This window comes from Nonomuraea composti, assembly GCF_012034275.1.
GTDB classification, from domain to species: Bacteria; Actinomycetota; Actinomycetes; order Streptosporangiales; family Streptosporangiaceae; genus Nonomuraea; species Nonomuraea composti.
On the sequence record NZ_JAATEP010000093.1, the window covers coordinates 1 to 22,802 of the forward strand.

At 68.9% G+C, this 22,802-nt stretch carries 22 protein-coding genes and 1 pseudogene; 13 read left to right on the plus strand and 10 right to left on the minus strand.

What is annotated here, in order from left to right; all coding sequences use genetic code 11:
* Nucleotides 1-342, minus strand: a 342-nt coding sequence (locus tag HCN51_RS58685) for a hypothetical protein (protein ID WP_206069054.1), incomplete at its 3' end; no start/stop codon positions are given.
* Here HCN51_RS58685 and HCN51_RS63290 point away from each other — a divergent pair.
* Nucleotides 253-732 (plus strand): hypothetical protein, encoded by a 480-nt coding sequence (locus HCN51_RS63290; protein WP_206069049.1) that lies wholly within the window; start codon nt 253-255, stop codon nt 730-732. The genes HCN51_RS58685 and HCN51_RS63290 overlap by 90 nt on opposite strands.
* On the opposite strand, the gene HCN51_RS55135 is transcribed toward HCN51_RS63290, so the two are convergent.
* The 3 genes from HCN51_RS55135 to HCN51_RS55145 are packed head-to-tail and all read right to left on the minus strand — an operon-like array spanning nt 639 to nt 3,917.
* The gene (locus tag HCN51_RS55135) at nt 639-1,283 is read right to left on the minus strand and encodes a DUF3159 domain-containing protein (RefSeq protein WP_168021780.1); all 645 of its coding nucleotides are present in this window, start codon (nt 1,281-1,283) and stop codon (nt 639-641) included. The two genes, HCN51_RS63290 and HCN51_RS55135, sit on opposite strands and share 94 nt — an antisense overlap.
* Before the next feature lie 4 nt (nt 1,284-1,287).
* The gene (locus tag HCN51_RS55140) at nt 1,288-2,469 is read right to left on the minus strand and encodes an FAD-dependent monooxygenase (RefSeq protein WP_168021781.1); all 1,182 of its coding nucleotides are present in this window, start codon (nt 2,467-2,469) and stop codon (nt 1,288-1,290) included.
* The gene (locus HCN51_RS55145) at nt 2,466-3,917 is read right to left on the minus strand and encodes an FAD-dependent monooxygenase (protein WP_168021782.1); all 1,452 of its coding nucleotides are present in this window, start codon (nt 3,915-3,917) and stop codon (nt 2,466-2,468) included. Before HCN51_RS55145 ends, HCN51_RS55140 begins: the two co-directional genes overlap by 4 nt.
* Before the next feature lie 50 nt (nt 3,918-3,967).
* Between HCN51_RS55145 and HCN51_RS62850 the strand changes: the two genes are divergently transcribed.
* Nucleotides 3,968-4,576 carry a TetR/AcrR family transcriptional regulator gene (locus tag HCN51_RS62850; protein WP_168021783.1) on the plus strand — a complete coding sequence of 203 codons (609 nt, stop codon included), beginning with the start codon at nt 3,968-3,970 and terminating at the stop codon, nt 4,574-4,576.
* On the opposite strand, the gene HCN51_RS55155 is transcribed toward HCN51_RS62850, so the two are convergent.
* Nucleotides 4,557-6,116: a cytochrome P450 family protein gene (locus HCN51_RS55155; protein ID WP_240974234.1), complete on the minus strand. Its 1,560-nt coding sequence runs from the start codon at nt 6,114-6,116 to the stop codon at nt 4,557-4,559. The two genes, HCN51_RS62850 and HCN51_RS55155, sit on opposite strands and share 20 nt — an antisense overlap.
* A 279-nt stretch (nt 6,117-6,395) precedes the next feature.
* Complete coding sequence (locus HCN51_RS61975; RefSeq protein WP_168021784.1) at nt 6,396-6,674, minus strand: transposase; 279 nt, start codon at nt 6,672-6,674, stop codon at nt 6,396-6,398.
* Nucleotides 6,675-8,087: 1,413 nt separating this feature from the next.
* Here HCN51_RS61975 and HCN51_RS55165 point away from each other — a divergent pair.
* Complete coding sequence (locus HCN51_RS55165) at nt 8,088-9,323, plus strand: hypothetical protein (protein ID WP_168021785.1); 1,236 nt, start codon at nt 8,088-8,090, stop codon at nt 9,321-9,323.
* Between the two features lie 117 nt (nt 9,324-9,440).
* Nucleotides 9,441-10,371: pseudogene (locus HCN51_RS55170) on the plus strand (transposase); the annotation flags it as partial.
* Between the two features lie 282 nt (nt 10,372-10,653).
* Here the strand turns inward: HCN51_RS55170 and HCN51_RS55175 are convergent.
* Complete coding sequence (locus HCN51_RS55175) at nt 10,654-11,784, minus strand: MBL fold metallo-hydrolase (protein WP_168021786.1); 1,131 nt, start codon at nt 11,782-11,784, stop codon at nt 10,654-10,656.
* A gap of 106 nt (nt 11,785-11,890) precedes the next feature.
* Here HCN51_RS55175 and HCN51_RS55180 point away from each other — a divergent pair, with 106 nt between their 5' ends.
* The 4 genes from HCN51_RS55180 (at nt 11,891) to HCN51_RS55195 (ending at nt 13,685) form a co-directional block, all read left to right on the plus strand.
* A complete protein-coding gene (locus tag HCN51_RS55180; protein ID WP_168021787.1) occupies nt 11,891-12,076 on the plus strand; it encodes a hypothetical protein in 186 nt (61 codons plus the stop codon).
* Nucleotides 12,077-12,145: 69 nt separating this feature from the next.
* Nucleotides 12,146-12,328, plus strand: a complete 183-nt coding sequence (locus HCN51_RS55185) for a hypothetical protein (RefSeq protein WP_168021788.1) — start codon at nt 12,146-12,148, stop codon at nt 12,326-12,328.
* Between the two features lie 88 nt (nt 12,329-12,416).
* The gene (locus HCN51_RS55190; RefSeq protein WP_168021789.1) at nt 12,417-13,256 is read left to right on the plus strand and encodes an IS5 family transposase; all 840 of its coding nucleotides are present in this window, start codon (nt 12,417-12,419) and stop codon (nt 13,254-13,256) included.
* Between the two features lie 18 nt (nt 13,257-13,274).
* Nucleotides 13,275-13,685 carry a hypothetical protein gene (locus HCN51_RS55195; protein ID WP_168021790.1) on the plus strand — a complete coding sequence of 137 codons (411 nt, stop codon included), beginning with the start codon at nt 13,275-13,277 and terminating at the stop codon, nt 13,683-13,685.
* 153 nt (nt 13,686-13,838) lie between these two features.
* Here HCN51_RS55195 and HCN51_RS55200 read toward each other — a convergent pair whose 3' ends face one another.
* Complete coding sequence (locus HCN51_RS55200) at nt 13,839-15,599, minus strand: alpha/beta fold hydrolase (RefSeq protein ID WP_168021791.1); 1,761 nt, start codon at nt 15,597-15,599, stop codon at nt 13,839-13,841.
* A 1,046-nt stretch (nt 15,600-16,645) separates the two neighbouring features.
* Between HCN51_RS55200 and HCN51_RS55205 the strand changes: the two genes are divergently transcribed.
* On the plus strand, nt 16,646-16,924 hold the full coding sequence (locus HCN51_RS55205) for a hypothetical protein (RefSeq protein ID WP_168021792.1): 279 nt from the start codon (nt 16,646-16,648) through the stop codon (nt 16,922-16,924).
* Between the two features lie 169 nt (nt 16,925-17,093).
* On the plus strand, nt 17,094-17,375 hold the full coding sequence (locus HCN51_RS55210; protein ID WP_168021793.1) for an STAS domain-containing protein: 282 nt from the start codon (nt 17,094-17,096) through the stop codon (nt 17,373-17,375).
* Between the two features lie 72 nt (nt 17,376-17,447).
* On the opposite strand, the gene HCN51_RS55215 is transcribed toward HCN51_RS55210, so the two are convergent.
* Nucleotides 17,448-17,819, minus strand: coding sequence for a cupin (locus HCN51_RS55215; RefSeq protein WP_168021794.1), 372 nt, complete (start codon nt 17,817-17,819; stop codon nt 17,448-17,450).
* 597 nt (nt 17,820-18,416) lie between these two features.
* Between HCN51_RS55215 and HCN51_RS55220 the strand changes: the two genes are divergently transcribed.
* Nucleotides 18,417-19,631 carry an MFS transporter gene (locus HCN51_RS55220; RefSeq protein ID WP_206069050.1) on the plus strand — a complete coding sequence of 405 codons (1,215 nt, stop codon included), beginning with the start codon at nt 18,417-18,419 and terminating at the stop codon, nt 19,629-19,631.
* Here the strand turns inward: HCN51_RS55220 and HCN51_RS55225 are convergent.
* Nucleotides 19,615-20,517: a LysR family transcriptional regulator gene (locus HCN51_RS55225; RefSeq protein WP_168021795.1), complete on the minus strand. Its 903-nt coding sequence runs from the start codon at nt 20,515-20,517 to the stop codon at nt 19,615-19,617. The two genes, HCN51_RS55220 and HCN51_RS55225, sit on opposite strands and share 17 nt — an antisense overlap.
* Nucleotides 20,518-20,649: 132 nt before the next feature.
* Between HCN51_RS55225 and HCN51_RS55230 the strand changes: the two genes are divergently transcribed.
* Together HCN51_RS55230 and HCN51_RS55235 are read left to right on the plus strand one after the other, a co-directional pair.
* On the plus strand, nt 20,650-21,849 hold the full coding sequence (locus HCN51_RS55230) for an FAD-dependent oxidoreductase (RefSeq protein ID WP_168021796.1): 1,200 nt from the start codon (nt 20,650-20,652) through the stop codon (nt 21,847-21,849).
* A 21-nt stretch (nt 21,850-21,870) separates the two neighbouring features.
* Nucleotides 21,871-22,761 (plus strand): alpha/beta hydrolase, encoded by an 891-nt coding sequence (locus tag HCN51_RS55235; RefSeq protein WP_168021797.1) that lies wholly within the window; start codon nt 21,871-21,873, stop codon nt 22,759-22,761.
* Nucleotides 22,762-22,802: the final 41 nt, after the last annotated feature.

Genomic DNA, 22,802 nt, shown 5'->3' on the forward strand with positions numbered 1-22,802 from the left:
CCACCTCGCCGGCCGCGAAGAACCCCGCCACCCCGATGGGCCCCAGCGTGTCCCGCGGCACGACCGGGTCGTGGTCGGCGTGCGGTCGACAACGGCTAAGAGATTCAGATCGACGCCACGGACGCGGCCGACAAGACCACCGGCGCCGTCTACGGCTTCAAGTCGGCCGACACCGCCGCACGCGACAAGGCGCTCAACCCGTCCGGCCGGTGGAACACCTTCGAGATCAGGGTCTAGGGCGAACGCGTCCAGGTGCTGCTCAAAGGCATCAAGATCAATGATTTCACCAACACCGATCCGGCGCGCTCCCTCAAGGACGGGCACATCGGCCTGCAGAACCACGGCAACGGCAACACCGTCTCCTTCCGCGACGTCCGCACGTCCGCACGTCCGCATCAAGGAACTCGGCCCGCCCATCGGCGACACCGTCATCCAGGCGGAGAGCTGGTCACAGGCCAACGGCGTCCAGCGCGGCTGACTCCGCGACGGAGCCGGCACGACCTGACATGCGGCGCCCCTGCCGGCGACACTCGGTTCCGAGCGGGCCGGCAGGGGCGCGACCATCCCTCACCGGCTTCAGCCCGAGCGGCGGCAAGCTCGCCACGACGAACTGGCCGACCTGAGAACGACATCATTGATCAGGTGCTCGTGCGGTCCGCGGGCAACGCGGCCGAGTGGGCATGGACGGGACACGCCGGTCCGCGACAGGGGCGTGCGGTCAGGCGGAGATAGAGCCTCCAGAGGACAACCGCGGACAACAGATATGCGGGCGCCTCGATGAGAACCTTGACGGCTCCCATCGCGAGCGCTTGGCCGTCGAGGTAGAGCCTGATCTGGTTGGCGGTGAGCGCGGCCTCCACCAGAAACCAGATGAGGTTGACGATGGTGAAGGCGCGTAGCTGGACGGGGCAGCGTCGCCAGGCCGGTCCCCGCCGGGTGAGCACGCCGTACGCAAGCCCGAACGGCGGCAACCTGAGCAGGAGCAGGACGGGCGTGGCGACCGCGAGCGCCCCGCGCACCACCAGGAGCGGCAAGAAGAAATCGGCGGCGTTGCCCGACACGGTGACCAGAGCCGCGGCCCCTGCCGACACGCCGAACCCGGCGAGCGCCGCCCATGGCTTGCGGGCCTGCCGCACCCGGAAGAGAGCCACCGCGGCGGCTGCCGCCAGCGCGGCCACCAGTGATGGAGCGATCTGCCTCGTCATGGCGTACGCGACGGTGAAGCCGATGACGGGCAGCGCGGTCTCGGCAACGTGGACGCCGATCCGGCGCAACAGGTCCACGGGTTCAGCCGCGAAGCAGGAACTCGCCCATGGCGGACATCGAGGCGTTGACCGCTTCGAACCCGTCCCGGCGCATGTCCTCCTCGTACGTGGCCACAGCATGGAGTAGCGGGCGCCCATCGGCCAGGTGACGGCACAGGCGCCCGGCGTCCTGCAGGGCGGTGTTGGCGCCGGAGCCGCGGTTGGGCGGCATGGCGTGGATGGCGTCGCCCAGCAGGGTGACGGCGCTGGGCTGCCACGGCTCGACCGGCATCGAGGCGCCGAGCGGCAGGCAGAGCGTCTGCTCCGGCCAGGCCTGCTCGATGACCAGCCGCAACGTCGGATGAGCCGGCTCGACCAGCTCGCGTGCGCGTGCCCAGAGCCGCATGGCGCCGAGGGTCTGGAATCCCGTCCCGAGTCTGTCGTTCGGCGGGATCAGGGCCCACATCAGGAAGTCGGTGTCCTCGCTCGGCTCCAGTCCGGGCAGCAGCCGCGCGGCGGCGCTCGGTGGCGGCTCCTTGAACCGCATGGCCGCCAGGATCATGCCGAGATCGTCCAGTTCGGTGATGGTGAAGCTACTCCCGATCAGATCGGTGATCCCCGTGCTGGTGATCCCCGCGGTGATCGGCGTCTTGCCTCCGAGCCAGCGCGCCCCGGTATCGATCACCTTGGCGTGCGGGAGGAGCTGGCGGCGTACGGCGGAACCGATGCCGTCGGCTCCGACCAGCAGATCTCCGTCGGCATGGCCGCCATCGGCGAAGTACGCGCGAACACCCTGGTTCAGGTACTCGAACCGCACGACCTCCCGGCCGAAGTGCACGTGGTCCTCGATGCCGTGCAGCAGGATCCGCCTCAGGAGCCGACGGCTGGCCGGGTGACCGGGCCGCACGGCGTCGGGCCTGCCGTCCTCGCCGTCGAAGGAACTTGTGGCCAGCAGTTCCAGGCGGCCGTTGACGTCACCGATCACCTTGAGCGTTCGGCTGTCGTGTCCCAGGGTCGCTTCGAACAGCTCGGCATGGGAGGGCGGCAGGCAGGCGTGCAAGGCGCGCTTTCCCCGGTCGTCGATGTGGAAGCGAGCTCCTTGGGCGCGGCTGTCCGGTGCCGGGTCCCGCTCGTAGACGGCCGCCTCGATCCCGGCTCGGCGCAGCCCGTGGGCGAGCGTGAGCCCGCCGAGTCCGGCTCCGGCGATGATGACGCGCAAGGTCACGGCTGGTCTCCTCTGTTCAGGATCTGGTCGAGTACGGTCTCGATGTCGTGTTCCGGTGATGCCGTCCGTGCCCGCCAGGCGATGACCCCGTCGGGGCGGACGAGCACGGCACCGGTGCCGCTCACGCCGAGGGCCTCGGCCCACGACGGCTCCAGTGCGGTGAGCGGGAGGCCGGTGCTGGTCCATCCGGGGCCGGCCAGGCAGACGAAGTCCCTGCCGAACAGATCGGCCCCCAGGTAGGGCACGCGGGTCCCGGGCAGTCCTGCGGACCTCAAGGGGTCCACGAAGGTCTGCTCGCCTTCCGGGATCACCGCCGAGGACCGGTAGACCGCGCCGAATTCCAGGGTGAGCCGGTCGGGCAGATCCTCCGAAGGGGGGATGACGCCGATCCGGGTGAGTGCGTCGGTGAGGGTGAGGTTCGCGAGCGGGCGGCGCTCGGCGTCGTAGCTGTCGAGCAGCGCGGGACCCGCTGTGCTCTTGAGGGTCAGAGCCAGTTTCCAGGCGAGATTCTGCGCGTCCTGGAGCACGTTGCCGCCGTGCATACCCGGGGTGGGCGGCAGCGAGCAGGCGGCGTCGCCGATCAGCGCGACCCTGCCGCGCGTGAACCGCTCAGCGGTGAGCAGGGTGATCGGCAAGCTGAAGGTGCCCTCGATCTCGACTTTCAGCTCCGGCAGGCCGGCCGCTGAGCGGACGAGCTCGACCAGGTCCTCGCCCTCGTCGGGGCTGTCGTCGGCCGGGCGTGGGCGCAGGAGCACCCACGAGTCGCGTTCGGACTCCTTCAGCAGGGTGCCGCCCACGCCATCGAGCTGCACCCCGGCGAAGTGCCGCCCGCGGATGGCCTCGCTGAGATCCGCGCGGAAGGCCACCCCGTACAGCTGGGCGATGGTGCCAGGACCTTCGGCCTCGATTCGGGCGCGTTCACGGACGAGGCTGTGCGGGCCGTCGGCGCCGACCACGTACGAGGCCCGTACGCTCGTGTCACCCTCCGGCCCGCGCACGTCGGCGACCAGCCCGTCGCCCTCCTCCCGCAGGTCGATCAGCTCGGAGCCGGTCCAGATCTCCGCGCCCAGCTCCCGGGCGCGTTCGCGCAGCAGCTCACGCAGCCACGCGTGGTTGCAACACACCGGCTCGAGCGGGCTCAGCTGCGGCGGCACGGTCACCCACGGCTGCGGGACTCGCCCGAGTTCGGCGCCGGCCAGGGTGTCGGCCCGCAGCATGTCGCCGAGCTCGTCGGGGTGGAAGCCGGCCGCGCGGACCCGTTCCTCCAGGCCGAGGACTCGCAGCAGTTCCATGGCGCGCACGCCGAGCCGTTCGTTGCGCGACGTGGGTGGTAGCTGGGTCCGGCGTTCGACGATCGAACAGGGCACGCCGTGGTGGCCGAGGAGGGTGGCTGCGGCCAAGCCGCTGAGCCCTCCACCGGCCACCAGGACGCGGACACTTCGGTCCATGGGGTCTCCGTCTCGGATAAGTTCGACAGGCGGTGAAGTAAGCTGACGGTGTGAACGACACCGTCGGTGAGCAGGGGCGCCGTGGTCGCTGGCGTACCGGCGCGGCCAACCGGCAGCGGATCATTGAGGCAGCGGCGGCGCGGTTCGGTGCCGAGGGGTTCCAGCGGGCCACCATCAGGGGGATCGCCGTCGACGCGGGGGTCGACCCCGCGATGATCCACTATTTTTTCGGCAGCAAGCAGGGCCTCTACGAGGCCGTGCTGAACAGCTACAGCCCGCAGCGCGATCCGGTGGGTGAGCTGCTTTCGGAAGGGGTGGAGCGCTTCGGGGAAAGGCTGGTGCGCCGGTTCCTCGAAGTCACCGAGGGAGGCGACGCGGCGGATGGGGTGGGCGCCCTGACCCGCCTGGCCGTAACTGATCCTGAGCCCGCGGCCAAGCTGCGCGGATTCATCGAGGCCGAGTTCGCCGGTGCGCTCGCCCAGCACTTCGACCTGCCGGACGCGCAGCTGCGGGCCGGCCTGATCGGCGCCCAGTTGGCCGGCCTGGCCGTGGCCCGCCACCTCCTGCGCGTGGAGCCTCTCGCTTCGATGTCCACGCAATCGCTTGTCACGCTGATGGCGCCCGTGATCCAGCGGCTGGTCAGCGAGCCTCTGGGGTGAACTTCACCGGAAGTTCGGCCAGCCCGCGGAACAGGGTGGCGGTCCCCGGCCGCTGACGCAGTCGCTCGGGCGGGCAGTCGAGCGCCAGGTCGGGGAAGCGGTCCAGCAGGCCGCGGAAGGCGATCTGTGCCTCCATCCTGGCGAGTGGCGCGCCGAGGCAGAAATGCACCCCGTGGCCGAAGGCGACATGGGCGTTGTCCTCGCGCTGGATGTCGAACCGGTCAGGGTCGGGGAAGCGCCGGGGATCCCGGTCGGCTGCGGCCAGCGCCACCGTCACCTGGCTGCCCGCCGGGATGGTCACCTCGCCGATCGGGATGTCCTCCACCGCTGTGCGGCCTGTTCCTTGCTCGACGGGTCCGTCGTAGCGCAGCATCTCCTCGATCGCCGAGGGCAGCAGCTGGGGCTGCTCGTGCAGGAGGGCGAGCTGGCCGGGGTGGCGCAGCAGCGCCGCCATGCCGTTGCCGATCAGGTTGACGGTCGTCTCGTGGCCGGCGACGAGCAGCAGGTTCAGCATGCCGACCAGCTCGCGCTCGTTCAGCCCGTCCTCGTCGCCGGCCGCCGCCACCAGTGCGCTGGCCAGGTCGGGTTGTTCGTCTCTGGGTACGCCGGGCCGCAGGTCGCGGCGCTTGCGTTCGATCAGGGCGGCAAGGTAGCCGTTGATGGCCGCGATGCCCTGCGCTCGCCTGGCGCGCGACTCCTCCTCCAGGGGCATCAGCAGCATGGCGGCGGTCCAGGACCTGAAGTCGTCCCGGTCCTCCTCCGGCACCCCGATCAGTTCGCTGATCACGGTGATCGGCAGCGGGTAGGCGAACGCGTCGATCAGATCGACCTGCCCCAGGGGTGCCATCCGGTCGAGCAGATCGTCGGTGATGCGCCGCACCCGGGGGCGCAGGGCCTCGATGCGGCGCGGCGTGAAGCCCTTGCTCACCAGGCGGCGCAACCTCGTGTGGTCGGGCGGGTCGCTGTTGAGCATGTTCGTTCCGGTCGGTCCCTCGTCAGCGGTGACGATGCCCAGATCACGCAACCATTGGGGAGCATGCCGGGGGTGCTTGGAGATGCGTGGATCGTTCAGCAGGGCCCTGGCCTCTTCGTACCCGGTGACCATCCAGACCTGACCGCCGAGCGGGCCCTCGGCGGGGCGGACGGGACCGTCCTGGCGCATGCGGGCGTATAGGGGGTAGGGGTCGGCCCGTCCCTCGGGGCTGATCAAACTGGGCTCGGACGGTGCTGGAGGTGGCTGCTCCCGTGCGGTCCGTACCGCACTGGCCGGGAAACTGCCGAGCGCACCGACCTTGACCTTGCCGGTCCACTGATCACCGTCCACGACGCCGGTGAAGCGCAGGTTCATCCCCATGACCGCCCTGCGCACCAGCCAGCCCACCTCCTCGCCGTGCACCATGCCCTCGTCGATCTCCCAGGCTCCCTGCGCGCCGGTCATCGTCCCTGACAGGCGTTCGCCGTCCGAGGTGAACGTCGCGGCGAAGCTCTGCTCGCCCCTTGGAGACGCCGCGGTGAACGCCCACGTGCCGTCCATGCTCATGCTGAGCTTTCTCCTCCCAGAAAACTTCATCTTCCGACGAAGAAATATAGGCCAGCGGAGAGATTACTTCAACGCGGCATGAAGTAATGTGCTCCTGTGATGCGGAGGACGGCCCACAGGTACCGCTTGATCGGCCGGCCGATTTCGTCCCGGACACCCCTGTGAGCGGGCCGGCCGTGCTCGTGGTCCCAAGTCGGCGCAACCTCGCAATCCATACCTTGTGCAGCTTTGGTCCTGTCACGACGGCGACAAGCAGAGGCGGCAGGCGGTCCAGCGAGATCACGGCCGAGGGCGAAGGCAGCACCGGGAGCCCCTTTCCCGTTCGACGGTCTCCTGCAGCGCTGCGGCCTCGGCGATCATCGCCTGTATCAATCGCTGCAACACGCCGTTCAGCACCCAGGAGCGGAACCGGTCGTAGACGGTCGACCATGGGCCGTACTCGACGGGCAGGTCCCTCCACGGGCTGCCCGTACGAAACCGCCACATCACCGCGTCGAACTGCTGCCGAAGAGCCGGAATCAGGCCCCGCTCACCCAGCGGCAAGTGAGGCTTGATCAAGGACGTTCCTCATCGGTGAGGTTTCCCCGCGCCATGACGATGGCCTGCCAGGGTTTCCTCCTGCCACGCAGGCGATCCCTGTGATTTCAACTCCGTACAGGCTAGTGAAGGTGTTGTCCGTCCAGAACCGGGCGGTCAGGCCGGTTCCTGTGCCGGCGGGATGAGCAGGTGCCGGCGTGATATCCAGCTCGATCACCGAGGCGATCGGATCCGGTGCCGAGCCGGTCGGCCGCAGGTCGTAGCCGTCCCCGGAGGCGGTCACCGACCCTGCGGCACCGGTGGCGAGCAACGAGCACGCGGGCACCGGTCACCGCAAAGGGGGACCTGGCGGTCAGGTGCAGCGCTGTGCCGGAAGCGGGCCAGATGCAGACGGAGGCGTAGAGCTTGTTGCCGTTGCGGCTGACCACTCCCCGGGAGGGTTTGGCGACCAGGCCGGTGTAGGAGGCGCCGTAGATGGCCGGTCAGCTCACACGGAGCCAGTCACCCATCCCCTTGAGCCTGTCGAGCTGTGGCTGAGGGATGGCTCCCTTGTCGTCAGTCTCGACGTGGAGCGTCATTGCGATCAGGGGAGGGGCATCGAGCCGCCATCCAGCGGGCTCATGAGGTCAAGACCCTGCCCGGTAACAGAGCGCAACTGGGCGGAGAGTGGGCGGTCGGGATGGGGCTGACCCTCGTCGCAGGAATCAGCGCCGATGAGGCGATCGGGCGCACGGGAGCGGACTCCGCCCAGTTCGCCCCGCATCGCCCTGGTCCGGCCCCTTGGTTGTCCGGGGATCCTTGGGATGATGAGGATGACGAGGATCTTTGAACCGCCGGATTGTCACACGTCGCTGTCACCAAGATCACGGCAGGATGCGCCTTGGTTCAGCCGGAAGGCTTCGCCGTCACCTTTGGATGAGATGGATGAGACGATTCATCCCTTGTCGGCGGGCACCGCTGCGTGTCGGTGTGCTTCAACGCCAAAAGCGGCACGCAGAGCGGCCGCGTCATCGATGACGAGTTGGTCGACAGCGATCCGGTCAGCAGTGCCGCATGCCCTGGCGATGACGCGACAGGCACACTGGTTCGCTTCCTCTACTCATGGGCGCCCAGCAGAAAGGATCCGATCGCAGCTGAGATCGAAAACGCGTTCACGCTGCTGGCCCTGGATCCCGGTGACAGTTCCTGCATCACCGGGCCCTGGTCCAGGTGGGTCCAGGTCCCGGAGCGGAACCGGCGCTGACGCATGGATGGATGTTCTCTCATGATGGTCACCACGGCGTCCGGAATCGAAGAGGTTCACATCGTACCGTCGCCGGATCTCACGCTCGCCGTCCAGGGCGCCCGAAAGGCCATTACATGTGGTGGACCCAGTTGAACCACGGCTGCGCTCGCCCCGTCCAAGATTTCATGTGGCGCACTAGACGGCGAGGAATGGGCATTGTCGTGGCAGCGGTCGTGCTGCTGGTCGTCCAGAGCTGCTGGGGGCCGTGGGTGGCTCCGCTGCCCGTGTCCGCCGATGCCGTCATGTCGGCGGAGGAAATCGCCGAACGGCTCCGTGGGCACCTGGATGAGGACAGCATGGCAGACGGACAGCCTCCTGCCGCGTCGCTGGACGGGCCTCTCATGTCGCTGTGCGGGCAAGGGGACAGCCTGCGCGAGGGGCCGTCGCCGCAGGGTGTGCCCGCCTATAGCGCCCAGTTGAAGGTGGTGGAGCTGCCGGTGTCGCTGTCGGTGAGGTTCTGGCTGGCCCCGCCAGCGCAGGCGAACGGGCTGCTGGAGACCGTTCGTGAGGCGGCCGAGGGATGCGTGCACGACTTCACCGACGCCACCATCGGCGATTACGCTCGCGACGGCTGGCGCGGCACCCTGATGGCGATCGCCGGACCGCACAACTCCGACAACAGTGACTGGGCCGTCGACGGTGTTGTCGTGGCCGCCCGCGGCTCTCTTCTGGCCGAGGTTTCGTGGTACTGGCCCACCGGGTACGGCGAAGGTCCGGACGCGGATGGAGTCCGGCAAGGCGTCGCCGCCGTCGCGTCCGTGCTGGCCACCGTCGGCGGCGATCCGGACGGGCCGAGCCCCGGGGTGACGGGGAGGACGGCCACTCTGGCCGCAGAGCTGCCTCCGCCGTCGGCGTACGGGAAGGGCGTGAGGCTCTGGGACGGTGTGGGAGATCCGGACCTCACCTGCGCGATCGCTTTGAACCGCAGCCACCTGCCCTCCGCCGTGCCCGTGGTGGCGCGTACGCTCACAGGCCGGGTCACCGTGCGCGAAGAGGTGGCCGTCCTACCGGATGAGGAGACGGCGGAGAGAACGCGCCGCCGCCTGCTGGTCATACCGGAAGACAAGCTGAAGAGCTACGACGGGAACATCTTCGTCACCCCCTGCAACAAGCAGGAGGACGACCAGTACCTCAGAGTGCCATACACGGTCGAGCCCTTCACCCGCGGCCCGTGGAACGGCGAACTGGCCAGCCTCGCTGTACGCCGCTCCGACCTGCCGCTCCATCCGACATACCACGACTCTGTCGCGCACGTCACGGTGGCCGTGCGACATGGAACCGTGGTCGTCCTGCTGACCTGGCAGGGCCCGGCGGGCAGGGATCTGGCGGGTGCGGTGCGCGAGGGGCGCGAGGCCGTCAGTCGCACCCTCGACCGCCTGTCCTGACCCGGTGCGAAGGCGCAGGATCCTTCGCTGATCGCGTCCGAGATGCGTGTGAATGTGAGCAGCGTAGGTTGCCGCGCTGAACCGACCAAAGTTCGCACCACGCAAAGACCTGCGTCTGTGGCATGCGGACTACCGCCCGTTCAGGCTGTCCGCGCCGAGGTCGACACCTGTTCGCCTCCGCCCGTGACCCGGTGGAGGTGATCGAGGAGGTCGCCGGCTCGGTGCCCGCTTGATCATCCAGACCGCCGGGGAAGCCGAGGTGGACGCCTTCCCCGTCCGCGCGCCGGCGTCACTCGGCACCCACGCGCTGGAGACACTGGTCATCGGCTCTTCGTGCGCAGTACGACGCCTGGTGCCGGCGCGACCTGACCGGTGTCGAGCTGGACTATCTGTTCCTGGACGCCTCGCACGTCAAGATGCGCGAGGGCAGCCGGGCCGAGCCGATCCTGGCCGCCTGGGGCATCACCACCGCCGGCAAGCCGGTCTTCGTCGGCTTGGCCGCCGTCGGGTCCGAATCCACCGGCGCCTGGCACGACTTCCTCACTGACTTGACCGCCCGTGGCCTGCGCCCGCCGCTGCTGATCGTCTCCGATGCCGCGCTCGTCCTGATCGGCGCCGTCGAGCAGGTCCTCTCGCGCTCGCTGCGCCAGCGGTGTCTGGCGCAGCGGGCCCGCAACGTGCTGGCCAAGGTCAGCGCCGGCGACCAGGCCGAGGTCAAGGCCGCCTACTGGCAGAACGTCGACCTCACCGAACTCGGCGAGAACGTCACCCCCGACCAGCAGCTCGTCGACTGGGTGCAGCGGCGCATCGACGCCTTCGCCGAAACCTGGGCCGGCCGCTGCCCGGCAGCGGTCAAGTGCCTGCTGTCCGACCGCCAGAGTCTGACCACCTACCTGTGCTTCCCGATCGAGCACCACAAGCGGGTGCGGCACTCCAATTCGGCGAGACCCGCCGCCGCGCCAAGGTCATCGGCCACTTCCCCGGCGAGACCAGCTGCGTTTCCCTGGTCTGGGCGGTGCTTGATCGCGCCGCCCGCGGCTGGCGCGGCTAAATCGCGGAACTGATCGGGCTCACCGAGGCCGCCATTTCCGAGCACCTGAAACTCCTGGCCGAGGCAGGTTGGACCGAGCCCGAGCGGCACAGCTACTACGTCTACCACCGCCTCCGCCGCGACTCGGGCGTGGGGCTCGGGGACGCTCTGAAGAATCTGCTCGGTTGATCGGCTCAGTCGGGGTGTACTGCCACAAACCTTGGCGAGTTCTTCGCGGGCGTGTCCGGGCGAGGGGCGGCCCTCCGCCGATGGCCGGCAGGAGGGGCGCCCGACGGTGAGTCAGCCCTTCTTGCCCACTCCGAATGCGGTGAGGTCGTGCCCGGCGCGTACAGGGCCGCCATAGGTGGAGCGTACTCGCCGTTCCCATTTTCCGTCCGGTACAGCGGCGGGGTCACCGGGCGTCAGGTGATTGAGCAGGACTCGCCTGACCGCCGCCCCTGTTGCCACTCTGCCGACCTCCTCTGGGCCGGTGTGAGCGTGGCGCATGTGCTCGAGCGCTCCCTCCGGCAGTCCCTGGTCCCGGTAATAGTCGATATCAACGGCTTCGTGCACGAGAACGTCAGTCTCGTCGGCCAGCCTGGCGACGTTGTCCGAGCGAGCGGTGTCGCCGGAGAAGGTGACCGAGCCGTCTTCGGTCTGGAACCGGTAGGCGTAGGACGGGAAGACCTGCCCGTGCGGCACCAGAATCGCGCTGACACGCACTCGGTCGTCTTCGAAGACGGTGAACGGCGACATGTCGGGCGCGGTGTGCTCAGGAGAGGCGCCGACCGCTGCGGGCGGCATGATCTCGCGGATGGCGAATTTCTTGGTGAAGTCCCTTCCGGGAGGACCGTTTTCGTTATTGCGGATGTTGATGTCATAAGTGGCCGCCGCCAGCCAGCCGGTGAAGATGTCCCGCAGGCCAGGGGTGGGATGATCGGGGTTGAGCACCGGTACGGGCGCGTTTCCGGGGGACGGCGGCAGGTACCCGGCCGGTCCGGGGCCGTGGATCGGTAGGGGTGGAGCCGACGGGCCTTGGGAGAGCCACACCAGGTTGAAGAGGTCCGCCAGGTGGTCGGAGTGTCCGTGGGTGATGAAGACGGCGCCGAGCGCCGGCAGGCCGATCCCGGCCAAAGCCGCTTGCCGTACCGCGCCTGAGCCGGCGTCGACGAGGTAAAAGCGGTCGCCGACGGCGACCGCGCTGGAGATCATCGTGCGGCCGGGAACCTGTAGCGGACCTCCTGAGGTGCCCAGAAGCAACACTCTGGTGTTGTATCCCGCCACGTCGCCGCTCAGGGTCACGGTCGCGGAGCGTCGCGGGTCGGCGGCGGCGAGGGTGGGCGGTGATGCGAGGACGGCTGCCGCGCCCGCCAGTCCGGCGGTTGCCGTGTTGCGGAGGAGTGCGCGGCGAGAGGGTTGATCGCTGGGCATGCATACACCTTTCTGCCAGCACGGAAGGCCGACACGGCCCTCCGCCGGATTTCTTCAACCGACGTTGAAGTTTCGATCTGCCTGCCGCATATTACTTCATCGGTCAATGAAGTTACGCGAGATCACAGAACGCAGGAGTGACCTGAGCATCGACGGCACCTGGCCGTTCACCGTGAACTCGCCCAGAGGCGAGCAGGCCTTCTCGGCGACATTCGCGACCGACGGAGAGCGGCTGAGCGGGACGATGACCGGCGCCCAGGCGAACGTGGTGTCAAGGACGGCCCCATCCTGACCCGCTGACGGCGGGCGGGTTCTAGGGGGAATTCCAGCGGTCGTCGACACGTGGATCATCGAAGGATCGGTGCGGGACGGCGAGGTCACCTGGCTGGCATGCAAGGCGATGATAGGGATGACCATGCGGTTCACCGGCCGGCTGGACGGCGATGAGCCCTTGGGCAAGATGAAGGTCGGCCTGCTGGGCTCCTTCCCCGCCCGCGCGCTGCGCACGACGGACGGCGCCAACACTCCTGAGAGGACGTTTTGAGACGGTATGAGCGGTCTGGACCTGCGGATTTGTTGGCATTTTCCGGAAACAGGTTGACGTTCCGTGTGAGTACGCTCAACTGACAGTTATGAGCGGGCGGAAGCCATACCTCAGCGATCTGTCCGACGAGCGTTGGAAGCTGATCCGGCCGGTCATCACCTCATGGAAGGGCCAGCACCTCTCGGTCAGCGGCCATGCGGGCCGCTACGACATGCGGGAGATCGTGAACGCGATCTTGTACCAGGCCCGGACCGGCTGCCGGTGGCGCTACCTGCCGCACGACCTGCCGCCTCACAGCGCGGTCTACTACTACTTCGGCGCCTGGCGCGATGACGGCACCGATCAGGCCCTGCACGACCTGCTGCGCTGGCAGGTGCGTGAGCAGGCCGGCCGGGCCGAGGGCCCGACCGCGGTGGTGCTGGACACCCAGACCGTGCACATCTCTGTCAACGCCCCGGCCGACACCACCGGGCTGGATCCGGGCAAGAAGAGCCGCGGTCGCAAGCGCGGCATCGCCTCCGACGTGCTCGGCCTGGTCATCGCCGTGGTCGGGGCGGCCGCGAGCGTGCACGACATCGCCATCGGCATCGAGCTGCTGGACAGGGTCGCCGCCGCCAACCCCACCGTGACCAAGGCCTGGACCGACGCCGGGTTCAAGAACGCGGTCGCCGTCCATGGCGCCGGCCCAGGCATCGACGTGGAAGTGGTGCAACATGCCCCGCACTCCCTCGGCTTCGCGCCGCTGCCCAAGCGGTGGAAGGCCGAGCAGGTCTTCGGCACCCTCATGCTGCACCGCCGGCTGGCCCGCGACTACGAAACCCGGCCGGCCAGCTCCGCGTCGATGATCTACTGGTCGATGACCGACAACATGACCTGCCGCCTGACCGGCACGGCGACCCCGACCTGGCGCGACCCCGCCCCGGCGTAGCGAGCGGGGGACACGCTGATGCGGGACTTCCTCGAGCGGCTGGCCGAGCGCCAAGCCGCAGCCCAGGCCGAAGCCGACGATCTGCTCGCGCAGATCGACGAGCTGACCCAGCGGCTGAGCACTGCCGAGCAACTGCTGTCCCGGCTGCGCGTCACCCGCGAGACGATCCTGGAAATGACCGGCGACTCGGGCGAGACCACCACGGGCACGCCGACGCTCTCGCCCGTCTCCCGGCAAATCCTGGCGGTCATGGAGCAGGCGCCGGACGGGCTGCGGGTCAAGAACCTCTGCCGGCTGCTGAACACCGAAGCCGATCACCCCCACACCGAAGGCCTGCGCGCCAACCTCAAACGCATGGTCGCCCGAGGCGTCCTCACCGAACCCCAACCTGGCCTGTTCACCCTGCCGCGACCAGGTCACGACGTATAAGAGACCGCTATCTCAGTCAGACCGGACGGAGTCTCACAGAACGCCCTCTCAAGAACGGCCCGGCACGGCGATGCCCTATGTTCACGCGGCTCATCCCGAACGCGCGGGAGTACCGCCCTCGCGCTGAAGCCGGCCGCCGTCGTGGCGGGGTAACTAGTCGAAGGGGATGCCGTCGAAGCTGCCTGACAGAGACGGGCGGGTGGAGAATGCCGTCCAGGTCAGCGTCACCTCGTGGGTGCGCCCGCCGGTCTCAGCGCGGAGCGTGGCGGTGGCGCGACCCTCCGGGGCGAGCTTGATCGGGCCGCTGACCCGCAGGTCGCGCACGAATCGCACCTCATCGAGTGTGATGTCCTGGCCGAAGGTGACCTGGCCGCCGCGCAGTCCTGGCTCGTTCTGCACTCTTGTATAGACGGTGCTGCTGGGATTGCGGCGCGCGGTGGCGTCCGACGCGGTGGCGAAGGTGGCGGCGAGCACGCGCTGCTGGGCGGTGCTGAGCTTGCGGGCCGGGTGCGGCGGCACGTCCCCGACGGTCTGTGGGAAGGTGCCGAGGGCGCGGTAGTTCTCGCCGGTGCACTTCTGGTCGGTCACCTGCTTGGTGGTCAGGAAGGTACGCAGCATGCCGCGCACGCAATCACCCATCGGCGAGGCGGAAGACGTCAGTGCATGCGGCCCGAACGGGACTCGCACGACGGTCGCGTTCGGAAAGGCTCGCAGCGATCGGGCCACTTCGGCGGGGCTGTTCATGTCAAGCTCTCCAGCCATTACCAGGACGGGCACGGCGGGCAGCACCTGTCCAGGCGGGCGCGGAGGGCTGTGGCGTGGAGTCGGCCAGTTGATGCATGGCTCCACGGTGCCGAGCCCAGGGAAGACGTCGCTGATCAGATAGGGCGCTAGCGGGCGTACCCGCTCGTAGTAGCGCTTGGCCTGAGCCTGGCGTTCGGTCGCCGAGGCCAGCCGGTCGAAGGGGAAGGAACCGTCGCCGCAGCGAAAGCCCAGATAGCCGGCGACATACGGATCGTTGGCCGGTGGAAGCGTTGTGGGAATCAGCCGTGCCAGGCGGTGCAGTGGAGCCGGGTCGCCGCGCAGGTAGGCGTTCGCGGCCGCGGTGGCCTCCCGGCCGAACACCGGCTCAGACATCCTGTTCAGCACTGAGGTCTGGAATACCGACACTTCCGGATCGGGCTGCTCCCGCAGCCTGTCCACCAGGCGGGTCCAGGTGTCGGAGGCGCTGCCCGGAAGCGCGTCACACGCCGCCGACCGTTCGCAGACGAGATCGAACTGGCGGCGCCAGGACCAGTAGTTCTTCCAGCTTGCGTACCCGTCGCGGGCCACGATCATGGAGCTGTCCAGGAATATCGCGTCCAGGCTGCCTGGATGGCGAGCGGCGTACGCCTGGGCGTACAGGGTGCCGTAGGAATTGCCGTAGAAGCTCACCTTGCCCACACCAAGTGCCCTTCGGATCGCGTCGAGATCGTGCGAGGCCTGGTCGGCGGTGAAGTACGCGCCCCGCGGCCCCACGCTCTTGGCGCAAGCCGCGATGGTCTCAGGCTTGTCGATGCCGGCTCCTTGGCAGAGCAGCGGCGAGGACTTTCCCATCCCGCGCGGATCCATGGCCAGCAGGTTCTTGCGTTCGAGCACAGGTCCGAGAACGCGTTGCATCTCGGGTATGGTCGGCAGAGTCGGCCCTGGCCCACCGAGATTGGCTACCACGGTTCCGCTGGCTTCCTTGGCCGGAATCCAGGCGAAGGCCACGGAAATGCGTTCGGAGGAGGGGTTCTCCCAGTCGAGGGGGACATCGATGCTGCCGTCACAGCGTGTCGTCGCGTTCGCGCAGTCGTGTAGGCCGGTCGAAGGAGCTGGGGTGCCGGGCAACAGGGCGGCGGCCAGCGCGAACCCTAAAGCTTTTGCGATCATGCCCCAAGTTTTGTCATCCGTGCTCCGAATTTCTTCGGCCTGTCGGAGGATTCCACCTAGGATCCTGCTCCCAGCACAGGCCGGATCCGGGCTCGAGTTCGGGGTCCGGCAGGTACGCGCCGGGCGGGGAGCAAAGTCGGTACGGCCGGACGGGATGAAGGTGTCAACGGTCTCGTGCCGCAGCCGGACCTCCGGATCGTCGAGCTGTTCACCTCGCTCCGATCGCGCGCGCTCGGCGGCGTAGGCCGCTCCTGAAGCTGCGGGCCGTCTGGACAGGCGAGGAAGGGGGGCTGCGTGGTCTCCAAGAGCCAGATCGGAGCGCCCTGACCAGGGCCGGGGGCGTCGTCAGGCATGGCGCCGGTGTCCTTGTCCTTCGCCACCTGTGCTTCGGCTTGCGCCGTTTGGATGGCCCCCGCGAGGTCCAGCATGGACTGCCAGGCCGGCCCATACCTGGCCTGGGCCGCGGCGGGAGGGGGCATCAGCCCACTGGAGACGGGCGGGTCGCCGGCAGGGCCTGGCTGTTCCGGGACCGGGTTGCTCCCAAGCGGCGCATCCTGCCAGGGCAAGCCGAGCCGGCAGGACACGTGCTCGGCGCAGACGTCGTCCAGGGGATGAGGGAAGGCGCTCGGCGCAGGAGACCTCGTAGGCAGAGGCGGCCGCGGAGATGCCCGAGGAGGGGGCCGGTGGTTCTGCGAGCGGTACGGCCATGCTGGTGATCTTCGCGATTGCCTCGGCGTGGCCGGTCTCGGCGGCGAGCCGGGAGAAGCAGCGGGCGATGCCGGCTCTGGCGGTCCCGCCCGCCTCCAGGGCGCAGCCGTGCCGGTAGACGAGGTCGGCGGCCTGAGAGGTCGGTGGCCTGGGCGCGCGGGTCGTCGGCGTTCTGCAGGGCCAGCGCGGTTTCGTGGCCGGCGTCGGCGGCGCGGCGCAGCCAGCCCATGCCGTCGTGGCCCCAGCCGCGCAGCAGGGTCAACAGCGCCAGGTGCAGGGATGCGTCAGCGTCGCCGCTCAGGGCCACGCGGGCCAGGCGAGCGGCGACACGGCCGTGGATGTCGAGGCAGCACTGGACGATCTCGTCGGTGGTCAGCCGGTCAGCGGCCAGCATCGTGGCGGGCCGGGCAAGGCGGGAAGGACGGCGGACCGGTCGCCGGAGGCGGTGGCCGGCCGGTCGCGTCGCCGGCCCGGTCGTCGCCCTTGCCAGTGGCGGCCTGGCCTGGCTGGGTGGCACCCCCGCACCGCTGGCCATCCTGGCCGGCGCGGCCGGGTTCACCGGCTTCGTCGGCATGGCCCTGGCCGTCATGACGTTCCTGACCCGCACGCAGGACTGAGCCCTGATGACCCCGCTCACCTGTTGTCGCCCTGCTGGAAAGTCCGTCCGCTGCCCGGGGGCCGCGATGACGCCGATGACCCCGCCCACGTTCGCCTGCCAGCACATGCCCGGCGTCACCGTGATCTCGGTAGCCGGTGACCTGGAGGCCGGCCCCGCCGACCGGCTGGATGCCTTCATCATCCAAGCGCGCCGCCGGCCTGGCGACCACATGGGTGCTCGACCTGAGCGAAGTACCACTGCTGGGCCAGGCCGGCCTGCGCGTGCTGGTCAACGTCCGCGCCCTGATCCGCAGCCACGGCGGCGACCTGCACCTGGCCGCCCTGCAGCACGCGCCCGCCCGCGTGCTGAACGCCACCGGCGCCAGGCCCGCGCTGACCGTCCACCACAGCGTGCAGCAGGCCGTCCTCACGGCCCTGCACGCCAGCCACGGCCCGCGCGACGAACCGTAGAGTCGACACTACTGAGACATCCCAGGAGCTTAGGCGTCAAGCTGTGAGCTTCCCGAGATCCTGGGATGTCTCTCAGGCGCCTGCCGACGCCGCCACGTGCTCGGCATACACCTCAGGCGGGTTGGCCACATACACCATCTCGGTGTCCTCCTCCGCCCACGAGGCGTTCGACGTGCCGCCGGGGAGGTAGATCGCCTCTCCGGGGCCGGCGGTCAAGGTCTCACCGCCGACGGTGCGCACGGTGTAGGAGCCCTTGGTCACAATGAGCACCTCGTCGTAGGGGAAGGAGATGTCCATCGACTCTCCCTTGTCGAGGCGGGCGAATCCCACGGTCATTTTCGCGTCGGGCCGGGAGGCCGCGTCGATGAGGTCGTTGACGTAGATCCGGTGGTCGCCGACGGCGGCCCAGGAGCCGTCAGCGGTGGTGATCTTCTGTACGTTCATGGCTTCGACGATAGAACCTCAAGTCAGCTTGAGGTCAAGTCACCGCCTATCGCTCAGCTCAGTGATCCAAGCCTCAATCTTGAAGATCTCAAGCGCCCACGCACCGAGAGCGATGCCCTGCTCTCACCGTCTTGCCGTCGCCCTTCTAGGCATAGAGGGGAGAAACCCGAGCCGTGGTGTACGAAGTGCCGTACGGCTTCGTATGAAGGTCCGTACGATCCTGGAGCACGCTCAGCCAGGCCTTCAGCGGTCCCGTGGGGCGGCGTGCCCTACCGGCCCTGGTCGCTGACCTGGCCGACGACCAGGCACTCGCCTCGGAGTTCCTGGACCGGTACTTTCACCCGCGCACGGCCACCACCGCCCAGGCCCTGCGCGGGGGATCGAACGCGGAGACACACTGCCGCGCCGTGCTCGCTCAGCGGTCCCCACTGCGAACGAAGTCGAGGCGGCCAGCGCGATTCACAGTCGGCGCGACACTATAGATGAGCTCGATAGGTAAGGCAAAGTTTCTCGTCTATGTGAGACCTGGGTCACCTGCCAGTCTCAGCGGTACGCGGCGGTCGGCACGATGACCGCCCGATATCGCTGGGAGGCTTCATGGCCGATATGACATCCGAGCGCTCGGTGGCCACGACGACGGCACCGGTGAATCCGCGCACGGGCCGGCCCGCCGGATGGGCGCAGGCGAGCGTCTTGCTCGTCGCCGCCTGTCTTCCCGTTCTCGGGGCCGTCCTGCTGGCTCCCGGGCTGCCGTCCATGACCCGGGCATTCGCGGATACTGCCGGGGCGAGCGTCTTGGTGCCGCTCGTGCTGACCGCTCCGGCGCTGTTGATCGGCCTGACCGCGCCGTTCGCCGGACGGGTGGCCGACCGCGTCGGGCGCACCGGCCTGCTCACCGTCGCTCTGCTCCTGTACGCCATCGTCGGAACCGCGCCGCTGTACCTGCCCTCGCTAACGCTGATCCTCGCCTCGCGGGTGCTGGTCGGGCTGGCCGAAGCCGCGATCATGACCTGTTGCACAGCCCTGCTGGCCGACTACTTCCACGGCCCGGCCCGGCAGCGGATGCTGGGCTTGCAGGGCGTCGTCATGTCGGTGGCGGCCATCGTCTTCGTCGCGGTCGCCGGGGCCTTGATCGCGACGGGCTGGCAGACCCCGTTCTGGCTCTACTTGGTCAGCATTCCGCTGGCGCTGTTGGCGCCGCTCGTGCTCTGGAGACCGGTCGCCGGCGAGCACGTGGAGCAGCTCCCGGCTCTGCCGTGGCGTTCGTTCGTCCGTCCGGTGGGCGTTACGCTCGTCGGCGGGGTGCTGTTCTACGTGGCGGTGGTGGAACTGTCGTACCGGCTCGACGAGCTGGGTGTCACCTCGGCGTCGTCGATCGGCCTGATCAGCGCCCTGTTGTCGCTGTCGAGCGCCCTCGTGTCCTGGAGTTTCGGCCGGCTCTCGCGCCTGGGGTCACGGGTTGTCGTGCCCGCTGCCTTCGCGCTGCTCGGCGTGGCCTATGTCGGTATCGGACTGGCGCCGTCGGCGCCCATCGTCGTCGTGTTCACGCTCGTCGCGGGCCTGGGCAGCGGGCTGCTGTTGCCGTCGCTGCTGTCTTGGACGCTCACCGGATTGAGCTATGCGCAGCGCGGCCGGGGAACCGGGTTCTGGGTGGCCGCTCTGTTCCTCGGCGAGTTCATCTGCCCGCTGGCCATCCTCGCGCTGAACGCGGCCCTCGGTGGACTCGGCATGGCCATCTGCGCCGCGGGCGTGCTGTCCTTGGCCGTCGCGGCTCTCGCTCGCCGGCTGACGAAGGTCACAGCGGGTCGCTGATCGACGCCGCCGCCCGGCCGGCCGCATCGCGAAACCAGATATGGCCCGGGTCTGATTCGTGCATTGGGTGCCACCACAGCGCTTCCACGAGCATCCCGGCGTCGAACGGGAGACTCGCCATCGCCAGGCCCCCGGTTCCCGCGGTCAGCCGGGCCACCCGCTCGGGCACCAGCCCGATGCGATCGGTCCCCTGCACGAGGTACGGCACCGCCAGGAAATCCTCCGTGCTGATGGCGGCTTGCGGCTCCACTCCCGCGGCGCGCAACCGGTGAAATATGGATTGCACCGGTGAGGTGGAGTAGGGAAGGACCCAGGGCCGGCGGCGCAGCTCGTGGATGTCCAGTTCGGACGGCCGGTCGTCCTCGACCGAGACGATGCACACCCACCGGTCGCGGTACAGATCCAGGCTGGGCAGATCGGCGAGGATGCCCTGCGGCAACACCAGGGCGTCGACGTTGCGCAGCTGGTCCTGCGCGTGAAAGACGACGCCTGGAGTGCTGTGCAGGAAGCGGATCCGCACCCCGGGCGCCTCCCACCGCACCAGTTCGGCCAACGCGCGCCCGAAGACGGGCAGCTGCGCGTCGGAGACCACGACGAGGAATTCGCGGGTGGACACGGCCGGGTCGAAGGCGGCCCGGTTCTCGAAGACCCGGTTGGCCCACGACAGCGCCTGGGCGCTCTGCTCGACCAGGCGCTCGGCCAGCGGAGTCAGAACGTACTGGTTACCGACGCGAGCCAGCAGCTCGTCGTCGAAATGCCGCCGGAGCCGGCCGAGCGAGGCGCTCACGGTCGGCTGGCTCAACCCCAGCCGCCGCGCGGCCCGGGACACGTTGCGCTCCTGCAACAGCGCGTTCAAGGCCAAGAGCAGGTTCAGGTCGAGCGTCACGGCCGCTACCTCCAGTTATTGATGTCGTCGATACCTTAGTCGAAGTTCGCGGCCTTCCCCCGCTGTTAACCACGCCGAAATACTCGCCACAACCAACCCCGACTTCCGTCGAGATCCCCAAGAGGTCAAAGCATGTCGTTTCACGTACTCATCGCCGGTGGCGGTATCGGCGGCCTGTGCCTGGCACAAGGGCTGCGCCGCAACGGCATCAGCTGCGCGCTGTACGAGGCGACGCCGGGCATCGGCCGCGCGGGTTACCGGCTGCACATGAACGCGGCAGGCGGTGGTGCCCTGCAAGAATGCCTGCCGGCCAACCTGTACGAGCTGTACATGCAGACCTCGCGCAAGAACCCCCGCCGCGAGACCTTCACGATGGTCGACCACCTCGGCAACGAGCTCGGCGCCCGGCCGCACATCGGCCCGCCGAACGACGCCGAGCGGCCGCACACCGCCGTGAACCGACGCACCCTGCGGCAGATCATGTGCGCCGGTCTCGGCGACGTCCTGCACTTCGGTCACACCGTCACGGGGTACGAGCTCGACGGCCAGAAGGTCCGGCTTCAGTTCGCCGATGGGTCCTCCGCCGAGGGCGACGTGCTGGTCGCGGCCGACGGCATCAATTCGGTGATCCGCGGCCGGCGCCTGCCGGAGGTCGCCGTCCTTGACACCGGGATGCGCGGCCTGTACTCGATGGCCCCGGTCGACGGCGAGCTGCTGGCCGAGCTTCCGCCGCCGCTGCTCGACGGATTCGTCCAGGCCACCGGTCCGGGTGCGACCTCCTTCAGCTTCGGTCTGTTCGACCCGCGCCGTCCCATCGACGAGGCCGCCGCCGACCTCGCACCCGGTATCGAGCTCGATCCCATCAACCCGTACTTCATGATCAACTTCAGCATTCGGCTCTCGGACGCGGAGCTGTTCAGCGCCGATCAGCAACGTCTGCACGACGAGATGCGCTCGGCGGTCCGGGAATGGGTGCCAGCCATCCGCAAGCTCGTCGATCGCGTCGACCCGGCCTCGATCTTCCCGACCTCGATCCGCCACCTCGCACCGGCCGAACCATGGGCTCCCAGCCGGGTCACCCTGCTCGGCGACGCCATCCACGCCATGCCGCCGACCTTCGGCGCCGGCGCCAACAGCGCCCTGCGCGACGCCGGCGTCCTCGCCGGCGAACTCGGCCGCGCCGCCCGCGGGGACAAGGACCTGCTGACGGCCATCGGCGACTTCGAAGCGAACATGCGCGCCGAGGTCTTCCCGATCCTGCGAGCCTCAGTCGATCCGCGCGCCATAGACCACGACTTCCTGCCCGACGACATCCCCGTCGTCCGCCGCTGAATCACACGAGAGGAAAACATCATGGCCACCGAAGAAGACGTCGAACTCACCGTCGCCGGGAACGTCCTGCGCGGCAGGTTGTTCCTTCCCTCCGAGGCCGGCCCGCACCCGCTGGTCGTCCTGCAGGGCGGCCTCGGCGGACCGGCCGAGTCGTCGTACGGCAACGCTGCGGCCTTCACCGCCCAGGGCTTGGCCTGCCTGGTCTACGACCACCGCGCCACCGGCTACAGCGATGGCGAACCCCGCCAGCAGTTCGACCCCTGGCAGCAGTGCCGCGACCTGCGCGACATCCTCACGCTGATGATCCTGCGCGAGGACATCGACGGTGACCGGATCGGGCTGTGGGGCATCAGCATCGGCGGCGCCAATGCGATGTTCGTCGCGGCCACCGACCGCCGGATCAAAGCCGTCGTCGCCATCATTCCGCCGGTCAGCGGCTGGAGTGCCCGGCAGCTGCAGCCCGCCGACACCCTCGCCGAACTGGAGGCGCTGATCCCGGTCGACCGGCTCAAGCAGGCCCAGGGCGAGCCGGCCATGACCATCCGCCTGCACGGCGAGGCCAGCCCGGGCAACCCGGTGATGTTCAGCGACCACGAGGGAATCGAGTTCGTCGAGAAGCAGATCCACCACCTGCCCAGCTTCAAGAACGCGATCACCATCTCCACGCTCGACCGCCTTTTCGAGATGGAAGTCCGGGCCTACGCCGAACGCATCGAGCAGCCGCTGCTGATGATCCTCGCCTCCAAGGACACCGTGGCGCCGGTCGAGGAGGCCCGCGAGATGTTCGAGGGCGTCCCCGAGCCCAAGGAGCTGATCGAGTATCCGGGACAGCACTACGAGATCCTCTCCAACCACTACTCGGAGATCATCTCCCGCTCGTCCACCTGGATCGCCAAGGCGCTGTCGGCCTGATCCGCCCGTCGTATGCGGTCGTGCCCAAGTCCCCCCGGGGC

What these genes read in the sequence shown, in the direction of transcription:
- HCN51_RS55175 (WP_168021786.1), bottom strand. Translation starts at nt 11,784, where the DNA reads ATGCCCAGCGATCAACCCTCTCGCCGCGCACTCCTCCGCAACACGGCA.
- HCN51_RS55205 (WP_168021792.1), top strand. Translation starts at nt 16,646, where the DNA reads ATGTCGAGGCAGCACTGGACGATCTCGTCGGTGGTCAGCCGGTCAGCG.
- HCN51_RS55165 (WP_168021785.1), top strand. Translation starts at nt 8,088, where the DNA reads ATGGGCATTGTCGTGGCAGCGGTCGTGCTGCTGGTCGTCCAGAGCTGC.
- HCN51_RS55230 (WP_168021796.1), top strand. Translation starts at nt 20,650, where the DNA reads ATGTCGTTTCACGTACTCATCGCCGGTGGCGGTATCGGCGGCCTGTGC.
- HCN51_RS55180 (WP_168021787.1), top strand. Translation starts at nt 11,891, where the DNA reads ATGAAGTTACGCGAGATCACAGAACGCAGGAGTGACCTGAGCATCGAC.
- HCN51_RS55200 (WP_168021791.1), bottom strand. Translation starts at nt 15,599, where the DNA reads ATGATCGCAAAAGCTTTAGGGTTCGCGCTGGCCGCCGCCCTGTTGCCC.
- HCN51_RS55210 (WP_168021793.1), top strand. Translation starts at nt 17,094, where the DNA reads ATGCCTTCATCATCCAAGCGCGCCGCCGGCCTGGCGACCACATGGGTG.
- HCN51_RS55195 (WP_168021790.1), top strand. Translation starts at nt 13,275, where the DNA reads ATGCGGGACTTCCTCGAGCGGCTGGCCGAGCGCCAAGCCGCAGCCCAG.
- HCN51_RS55235 (WP_168021797.1), top strand. Translation starts at nt 21,871, where the DNA reads ATGGCCACCGAAGAAGACGTCGAACTCACCGTCGCCGGGAACGTCCTG.
- HCN51_RS55190 (WP_168021789.1), top strand. Translation starts at nt 12,417, where the DNA reads ATGAGCGGGCGGAAGCCATACCTCAGCGATCTGTCCGACGAGCGTTGG.
- HCN51_RS55220 (WP_206069050.1), top strand. Translation starts at nt 18,417, where the DNA reads ATGGCCGATATGACATCCGAGCGCTCGGTGGCCACGACGACGGCACCG.
- HCN51_RS55155 (WP_240974234.1), bottom strand. Translation starts at nt 6,116, where the DNA reads ATGAGCATGGACGGCACGTGGGCGTTCACCGCGGCGTCTCCAAGGGGC.
- HCN51_RS55145 (WP_168021782.1), bottom strand. Translation starts at nt 3,917, where the DNA reads ATGGACCGAAGTGTCCGCGTCCTGGTGGCCGGTGGAGGGCTCAGCGGC.
- HCN51_RS55215 (WP_168021794.1), bottom strand. Translation starts at nt 17,819, where the DNA reads ATGAACGTACAGAAGATCACCACCGCTGACGGCTCCTGGGCCGCCGTC.